At 73.0% G+C, this 7,955-nt stretch carries 9 protein-coding genes; 7 read left to right on the top strand and 2 right to left on the bottom strand.

Annotated elements, in window-relative coordinates:
• The 3 genes from ASF38_RS09200 to ASF38_RS09210 form a co-directional block, all read left to right on the top strand.
• The coding region (locus ASF38_RS09200) for a heavy metal translocating P-type ATPase (RefSeq protein WP_235497588.1) at nt 1-1,409 on the top strand (1,409 nt) is incomplete at its 5' end.
• A gap of 106 nt (nt 1,410-1,515) precedes the next feature.
• Nucleotides 1,516-2,010: a Dps family protein gene (locus ASF38_RS09205; RefSeq protein WP_055962296.1), complete on the top strand. Its 495-nt coding sequence runs from the start codon at nt 1,516-1,518 to the stop codon at nt 2,008-2,010.
• Nucleotides 2,011-2,678: 668 nt separating this feature from the next.
• Nucleotides 2,679-3,026: a hypothetical protein gene (locus ASF38_RS09210; RefSeq protein ID WP_056556947.1), complete on the top strand. Its 348-nt coding sequence runs from the start codon at nt 2,679-2,681 to the stop codon at nt 3,024-3,026.
• A 16-nt stretch (nt 3,027-3,042) separates the two neighbouring features.
• On the opposite strand, the gene ASF38_RS09215 is transcribed toward ASF38_RS09210, so the two are convergent.
• The gene (locus ASF38_RS09215) at nt 3,043-3,546 is read right to left on the bottom strand and encodes a GNAT family N-acetyltransferase (protein ID WP_056575332.1); all 504 of its coding nucleotides are present in this window, start codon (nt 3,544-3,546) and stop codon (nt 3,043-3,045) included.
• 58 nt (nt 3,547-3,604) lie between these two features.
• On the opposite strand from ASF38_RS09215, the gene ASF38_RS09220 reads away from it, so the two are divergent.
• Both ASF38_RS09220 and ASF38_RS09225 read left to right on the top strand, forming a co-directional pair.
• Nucleotides 3,605-4,495 carry a phosphotransferase gene (locus ASF38_RS09220; protein ID WP_056556941.1) on the top strand — a complete coding sequence of 297 codons (891 nt, stop codon included), beginning with the start codon at nt 3,605-3,607 and terminating at the stop codon, nt 4,493-4,495.
• A gap of 43 nt (nt 4,496-4,538) precedes the next feature.
• Nucleotides 4,539-5,390 (top strand): SDR family oxidoreductase, encoded by an 852-nt coding sequence (locus ASF38_RS09225; RefSeq protein WP_056556938.1) that lies wholly within the window; start codon nt 4,539-4,541, stop codon nt 5,388-5,390.
• A gap of 21 nt (nt 5,391-5,411) precedes the next feature.
• Here the strand turns inward: ASF38_RS09225 and ASF38_RS09230 are convergent, their stop codons facing one another.
• Nucleotides 5,412-6,383, bottom strand: a complete 972-nt coding sequence (locus tag ASF38_RS09230; RefSeq protein WP_056575334.1) for an NAD-dependent epimerase/dehydratase family protein — start codon at nt 6,381-6,383, stop codon at nt 5,412-5,414.
• 73 nt (nt 6,384-6,456) lie between these two features.
• On the opposite strand from ASF38_RS09230, the gene ASF38_RS09235 reads away from it, so the two are divergent.
• Both ASF38_RS09235 and ASF38_RS19340 read left to right on the top strand, forming a co-directional pair.
• Nucleotides 6,457-6,759 carry a YbaY family lipoprotein gene (locus ASF38_RS09235; RefSeq protein WP_056575339.1) on the top strand — a complete coding sequence of 101 codons (303 nt, stop codon included), beginning with the start codon at nt 6,457-6,459 and terminating at the stop codon, nt 6,757-6,759.
• On the top strand, nt 6,759-7,365 hold a 607-nt coding region (locus ASF38_RS19340; protein WP_255353826.1), incomplete at its 3' end, for an ABC transporter transmembrane domain-containing protein. The genes ASF38_RS09235 and ASF38_RS19340, both read left to right, overlap by 1 nt.
• Nucleotides 7,366-7,955: the final 590 nt, after the last annotated feature.

Consider the following 7,955-nt stretch of genomic DNA (forward strand, 5'->3'; position numbering starts at 1 on the left):
ACGTGTTCGTGGTGCGGCCCGGCGAGACGATCGCCACCGACGGCGAGGTCGTCGACGGCGCGTCCGCGGTCGACGAGTCGATGCTCACGGGCGAGTCCGTGCCCGTCGAGGTCGGCGAGGGCGACGCCGTCACCGGCGCGACCGTGAACGTCGGTGGCCGGCTCGTGGTGCGCGCCACCGCCATCGGCTCCGACACCCGCCTGGCGCAGATGGCCCGGCTCGTCGAGGAGGCGCAGGAGGGCAAGGCCGAGGTGCAGCGCCTCGCCGACCGCGTGTCCGCCTGGTTCGTCCCCGGCGTCATCGCGCTGGCCCTGCTGACCTTCGCCGGGTGGCTCGTGATCGGCGGGACCCTCACGCAGGCGTTCGTCGCGTCGGTGGCCGTGCTCATCATCGCCTGCCCCTGCGCCCTCGGGCTGGCCACGCCCACCGCCCTCATGGTGGGCACCGGTCGCGGCGCGCAGCTGGGGATCCTCATCAAGGGCCCGCAGGTGCTGGAGTCGACCCGGCGCATCGACACCGTGGTGCTCGACAAGACCGGCACCGTCACGACGGGCGAGATGCGGGTCGTCGACGTCGCCCCGGCACCCGGCGTCGAGATCGGACGGCTCCGGGCGCTCGCCGCCGGCGTCGAGCACGCGTCGGAGCACCCGGTGGCGCGCGCCGTCGCCGCGCTCGTCGACCAGCCGCTTCCGGTCACCGACTTCGCCAACCACCCCGGCATGGGCGTGAGCGGTGTCGTGGACGGGGTGATGGTCCGGGCCGGTCGTCCGGGCTGGCTCGGCCACGACGTCGCGCCGTCGGCGCACGTGGGCACCACCATCGCCGTGGAGGCGGACGGTGCGCTGATCGGCACCGTGACGGTGGCCGACACGGTCAAGCCGACGTCGCGCCAGGCCGTGGCCGACCTGCGCGACCTGGGTCTGGAGCCCGTGCTCCTCACCGGTGACGCCCGGGTGGTCGCCGACGCGGTGGCGCAGGAGGTGGGCATCGCGCAGGTCGAGGCCGAGGTGACCCCCGACGACAAGCTCCGCACCGTGCAGCGGCTGCAGGCCGAGGGCCGCGTGGTGGCCATGATCGGCGACGGCGTGAACGACGCCGCCGCGCTTGCCGCCGCCGACCTCGGCATCGCGATGGGCACCGGCACCGACGTGGCCATCGCGGCGTCCGACCTGACGCTCGTCTCCGGCGACCTCGGTTCCGCGGTCGACGCGGTCCGGCTGGCCCGCGCGACCCTGCGCACGATCAAGACGAACCTGTTCTGGGCGTTCGCCTACAACGTGGCCGCGATCCCGCTCGCCGTCTCCGGCCTGCTCAACCCGATGATCGCCGGTCTGGCGATGGCCGCGAGCAGCGTCCTGGTCGTGACCAACAGCCTGCGCCTGCGTCGGTTCCGCGGCCAGGACAGGTGAGCCTGGGCTCCGTGAGGGGAGGCTGATCTTCGTTGCGCACGATGGAATTTCCCGCGAGGGTGGTGGTTGTAGAAGGAAGAACCTGACTGAGAAGGACGTGCACCACATGACCTCGACCACCCACACCGACGCCCCCTCGGCCCTCGCGACCACGTCGGAGATCGCGGCCGGCGTCGCCCAGTTCCTCACCCCCGTCGTCCACGACCTCGAGGCCCTCGTCGTCGATGGCAAGCAGGCCCACTGGCACGTGCGCGGCGGCAGCTTCGCCGGCGTCCACGCACTGCTCGACGACCTCGTCGCCCACGCGCAGGACTTCGCCGACACGGCCGCCGAGCGCATCGTCGCCCTCGGCCTCCCGCTCGACTCGCGTCTGGCCACCGTGGCCGCCAAGTCGACGCTGCCGGCGCTGTCCGACGGCTTCCAGCCCTGGCAGACCACCGTCGCGCAGACCGTCGCGCAGATCGACGCGGCCCTCGTGACCGTGCGCGCGGCCGTCGCCGGCCTCGACGACATCGACCTGTCGAGCCAGGACGTCGCCATCGAGATCGAGCGTGGCCTCACCAAGGACCGCTGGCTGCTCCAGGCGCACATCGCCGCCTGAGCCTCGCCCGCGCGTCGAGCCCGATCCGCTGCTGCGGGTCGGGCTCGCTGCGTTCCAGGCCGGAGTCGCTGATCTGCGACGTCGAGCTGCGGAGGGGGTGGGGCTGCGTCGCCTCGGCTGGCTCTGGTCTCGATCTCCGAAAGGGCCTCGACGGAGCAGGGGCCCATGGCCTGCTCGAGCCTGCCGTCCGTGCCTGTCATCGGTGGATCCTCAACCTCAGGAGCACTCCTGCAGTTGAGGATCCACCGATGGGTGAGTCAGGGCCGCCCCATCGGTGGATCTGCAACCTCACGCGCCGCCCTGCGGTTGAGGATCCACCGATTGGGGGAAGGGGCCGGCGCGAGCGGTGCAGATTCCACCGATCGCCGGCCCGAGCGGTGCGAATTCCACCGTCCCAGCGCTGACACGGTGGAATCCGCACCGCTCCTCTCGCCCGCACCCGGCATTCGGTGGAGAAGTCACCGCTCGGGGTAGAGAAGGCGGTGGCCCGGGAGCTCGGCCGGGTCGCTGGGAGTCGCCCGGTCGAGGCCCTTTCGGAGACCGCACCCAGCACCAGCCGAGGCAGCGCAGCCCCGACCCCGACCCGACCCCACGAGCCCCGCGCGGCGAATCGTAGTGACATAGGCCACCCTTGCCTCACACGAGGCAGGTAAGCCTATACTCACCTCATGAGGTCCCACCGCCGTCGCACCCCGCTGCAGCACGTGCTGCTGGCCGGCTGCGCCGACGACCTGGTGGTCCTGCAGTCGGTGCTCGCGATGCTTCCGTCCGACGTCTACGGACAGGTGGTCGTGGAGATCGAGCCCGACGTCGCGCTGCCCGAGCTCGACACCCCGGCGCGCGTGACCGTGCACCGGGTGTGGCCCGGCGCCGCCGACCGCGCCGTCGCCGCGTGGATCGCCGAGTGGATGCCCAGCGAGCCCGACGCCGCCCGCACCGTGGGCCTATGGATCAGCGCCGGCTCGAGCGCCTGCGCCGTGCCACTCGAGCTCGACGTCGTCGCCCAGACCATCTGAGACCGGTCAATCCGTCTCAGCTGTCGAGGTGGAGGGCCATCCACACGTCGTCCACGGGTGAGCCCTCGATGACGAACTCGCCGACCAGCACGCCCTCGACGGCGAACCCGCACCGCTCGTAGAGACGGCGCGCGGTCGGGTTGGTGCCCAGGACGCGCAGCGTCACCTTGGCCGCACCCTCGGCGCGGGCCCGCTCGACGGCGGCGCGCACGAGGGCCTCGCCCACGCCGCGACCCTGCGCAGCCGGCAGCACGCCCAGTCCGTCGATGATCCGCACGTGGGAGTGGCTCGCCAGGTCGCCGGCAGGATGCAGGGCGACGTAGCCGACGACGACGCCGTCGAGCTCAGCCACCAGGAAGCCCTCGGGCCCGCCGTGCTGCTCACGGAAGAACGCGGGGTGCCGCTCCCGGTCCGGCGGGCTGCCGGGCGACCACCTCGGGCTCCACGTGACGTGGTCGATCTCGAGCAGCTCGGCGTCGTCGTCGATCGTGGCAGGACGGACGACGGGCTCGGCGTTCACGGCGCGATCGTGCCACGTCCACCGACCCGTGCACCCGTAGCGGGTGGATACTGACGCGATGACCCACCCGTGGCGTCCTGAGCGCGAGATCACCGTCGCCGAGGCCACCGCTGCCGTGCGCGAGCTGGGACTCGCCGGTGACGACGTCCGCCAGGTCGCGGCGGGGTGGGACAACTCGATCGTCGCCGTCGACCACACGTGGCTGTTCCGCTTCCCACGACGCTCGATCGCGCTGCCCGGGGTGGAGCGGGAGGCGCTCCACCTTCCGCGTCTGGCACCGCTGCTGCCGCTGCCGATCCCGATCCCCCGCCACCACGGCACCTACGGCGAGCCGCCCTGGCCGTTCTGGGGCGCCGAGGTGCTGCCCGGGACCGAGCTCGCCGTGACCCCGCACGCCGACGTCGAGTCCGTCGCCGGCGCACTCGGCCGCTTCGTGCGGGCCCTGCACGACGTGCCGCTCGACCCGACGCTCCCGGTCGACCCCATGGGGCGGGCCGACGCCGTCGACCGCGCCGCACGCACCCGGGTCATGCTCACGGACCTGCGGTCCGCCGAGGTCTGGCGCGACGACACCGCGCTCGACGCCCTGCTCGAGCGCGCGGACGGCGCACCACCGGCGCCGGACCAGGTGGTCACCAGCCACGGCGACCTCTACGCCAGGCACGTCCTCGTCGACGACGCCGGCCAGGCGTGCGGCGTGATCGACTGGGGCGACCTGTGCGTGGCGCACCCCGGCGTCGACCTCGCCTTCGTGTTCAGCGCCCTCGCGCCCCAGCACCGCGCGGCGTTCTGGGCCGAGTACGGCGACGTGGACGACGACACCGTCCTGCGGGCGCGCACGATGGCCGCGTTCTCGGCCGCCGCGGTCGCGTCCTACGCACGTGACACCCGGCTCGACGCGCTGCTGACGTCGGCGCTCGAACGGCTCGCGACGGTCGCCGTCGACTGACACCGCTGGGAACAGGCCACGCTCGCCGCTCGTTGAGCAGGGCATGACCACCATCGCCGTCACCGGAGCCACCGGCACCCTCGGTGGGCTCACCGCACGCCACCTCGCCGACGCGGCGTCGACCGGCGGTGCCGACGTGCGGCTTCTCGTGCGCGACCCGAGCCGCGCCCCCGACCTCGGGTTCAGCCTGTGGGAGTGCAGCTACTCCGACGGACCGAACCTGCGTGAGGCGCTCGCCGGCGTGGACACGCTCTTCTTCGTGTCGGCCCACGAGAGCGACGCTCGGGTCGACGAGCACCGGTCCGTCATCGAGGCCGCACAGGACGCCGGCGTCGGGCACGTGGTCTACACGTCGTTCGTCGGGGCGTCCGCCGACAGCACCTTCACGCTGGGCCGCGACCACGGCGCCACCGAGGACCTGCTGCGCGAGTCCGACCTCGGCTGGACGTTCCTGCGCGACAACTTCTACGCGGAGGTGTTCACCCACTTCGCCGACGCCGACGGCGTGATCCGAGGACCTGCCGGCGCCGGCCGGGTGGCCGCGGTGTCCCAGCGCGACGTCTCCGCCGTGGCCGCGCACGTGCTGCAGGACCCGGCGACCCACGCGGGCCGTGCCTACGACCTGACCGGTCCCGACGCCCTCACGCTCGACGAGGTGGCTGCCGCGCTCACGCAGGTGACCGGACGTCCGCACCGCTTCGAGGACGAGACCCTCGACGAGGCCCGCGCCAGCCGCGCCCACTACGGCGCGCCCGACTGGCAGCTCGACGCGTGGATCAGCACCTACACGGCGATCCGCGACGGTGAGCTCGCTGCCGTGAGCGGCGACGTCGAGCGTCTGCTGGGTCGCCCGGCGACGTCGTTCGCCGACGCGGTCGCCGCCGCAGCGCACTAGCGATGGCATGAGGGACGGGAGCTAGAGGAGCGCGAGCAGCTCCCGCTCCTCGGCGCGGGTGAGGCCGGCCCTCCGCGGCCGGTCGATGCCGCGGGCCCGCTCGTCGGCGAGGGTGTCGACGGCGGTCTCCTCGAGGGAACGACGACGCAGACCGGCGTGCCCGGCGTGGCTCGTGTCCATGCGGACCATGCCGCCGTCCTCCTCCGGGAGCCACAGCGGCAGGGACCGCTCACCCGACCACGGCTGCACGCCGAGCTCCTCGAGACGCGCCGGGTGCACCGGCACGAGCCTGCCCCGGTGGCCCACCGCAGCGGCGATCCGCACGAGCGCGTCGCCCAGCGGCAACGACGCCCCAGCCAGGTTGAGCACGCCCGTGACCGAGCGCCCCGTGGCGTCGACGGCGAAGGCAGCGGCGTCGCGCACGTCGACCACCTGGCACCGACCGTCGGGCGGGTCGGGCACGAGCACGTCGTCCTCACCGGCCGAGCCGAGGCGCGCGGGCCAGTAGCCGAAGCGGTCCGACGGGTCGCCCGGTCCGGCGATCAGGCCGGCTCGCAGCACCAGCGCTCCGGGGTGGGCGCGTACCGCCTGCTCGCACGCGACCTTGCCCTCCCCGTACTGGTCGGGGTCGACCGTGTCCCCGACCGCGGGAGGGCGGAGCGGGTCGTCCTCGTGCATCGGGAGGGCGGGATCGGCGTAGACGTTGCCGGTCGAGACGAAGGTCCAGCGCCGCGCGTCGGCACCGAGCGCGGCGAGCGCCGACCGCACGTGGCCCGGCTGACGGGCGACGTCGACCACCGCGTCCCACGGGCCCTCGACGTCGTCGTACGCGTCGGCGTCGTCGCGGTCGGCCCGCACCCACTGCGCACCCTCGACCACACTGCCGCTCTCGCCACGCGCCAGACAGGTCACCTCGTGGCCCCGCGCGAGCGCCTCACGCGCGATCTCGCGTCCGAGCCACGCCGTGCCGCCGAGGACCAGCCACCGTTCCATGCCCCACCCGACCACGCCGGGGCCGCCCGGCGCCAGGGATGTTCACCCAGGGCCAAAGGCCTAGGCTCGGTGCATGAGCTCCCTCGACGTCCTCTCCGTGACCGGAACCGCTGCGATCCGCGAGAAGATCGCCCTGCCCGGCGGTGGAGTCCTCTCGGTCAAGCTCGTCTCGCCCGACGGCGACGTGCTGGCCGCCGTCGCCGTGAAGGCCACCGACGGACCGACCCCGTTCGAGCTCTCCGCCGACCCCGCGCTCGTGCCCGACCCCGACGCCGTGCGCCTGTGGGCCATGCTGCGCACCGAGGTCGGCGTGTGGGGCACGCCCGAGCTGGTCTCCGTCCGCGAGGAGCTGATGTTGTCGCGGGTCGACGCCTGATGCCGCGGGGCGCACAGGTCACCCACCTGACGAAGGAGGAGATCGCCGCGGCCGATGCACCCGTGCTCGGCCGCATCGCGTCGCTCCTGCGCCCCTACCGTGGTCAGCTCGTGCTCGTGTGCGTGGCGGTGGTCGCCGCCGCCGCACTCACGTCGGTGATCCCGTTCCTCACCCGGGCGGTCTTCGACGACGCCCTGTTCCCGACCGACGGCAGCGCGGCCGACCTCGGCTTGCTCGGCAAGCTCGTCGCGTTCATGTGCCTCATCCCGGTCGTGACCGCGCTCATCTCGGTGGGCCAGAACTGGCTGACCGCCACGATCGGGAACTCGGCCATGGCCGACCTGCGCAGCCAGCTGTTCGCGCACCTGCAGACGATGGAGCTGGCGTTCTTCACGGCCACGAAGACCGGTGCGATCCAGTCACGGCTGGCCAACGACGTCGCGGGCGTGCGCACGGTGCTCACCGACACCGCCACGACGATCCTGCAGAACACCGTCACCGTGATCGCGGCCGTCGTGTCGATGGTGCTGCTCTCGTGGCAGCTGACCGTCCTGACGCTGATCCTCATGCCGGCGTTCATCGCCATCCAGCTGCGCGTCGGCCGACNGTCGCTGAGCGTCTCGGGCATCCTGCTGTCGAAGGTGTTCGGGCGCGGCGAGTCCGAGACCGAGCGGTACCGCGAGGCGAACCGGGTGCAGGCGCGCCTCCAGGTGGCGCAGGCGATGACCGGCCGCACGTTCTTCGCGACGGTCCAGACGTTCTTCGCCATCACGCCCGCGCTCATCTACCTGCTCGCCGGGCTGATGATCACCGGCGGGCTGCCGGGAGGGTCGGAGGCGCTGACGGCCGGCACGCTCGTCGCGTTCACCACGCTTCAGGCCCGGCTGCAGATGCCGCTGCTGCAGCTCATGCGCGTCACGCTCGATGTGCAGACCTCGCTCGCGCTGTTCCGTCGCATCTTCGAGTNNNCGAGCTCCGTGACGTCTGGTTCCGCTACCCGGAGCCGAGGTCCCTCACCGGTGGCCGCGGAGGTGACCGGTTCGGTGAGTCGACGGTGCGGATCTCCCGTCCCGACGGGTCGACGGCGCCGTCCGTCGACGACACGTGGGCGCTGCGCGACGTGTCGCTGCGGATCCGACCCGGCCAGCTCGCGGCCATCGTCGGGCCGTCGGGGTCGGGCAAGACCACTGCCACCT

The sequence above is a fragment of the Aeromicrobium sp. Leaf272 genome, assembly GCF_001422865.1.
Taxonomy (GTDB): Bacteria; Actinomycetota; Actinomycetes; order Propionibacteriales; family Nocardioidaceae; genus Aeromicrobium.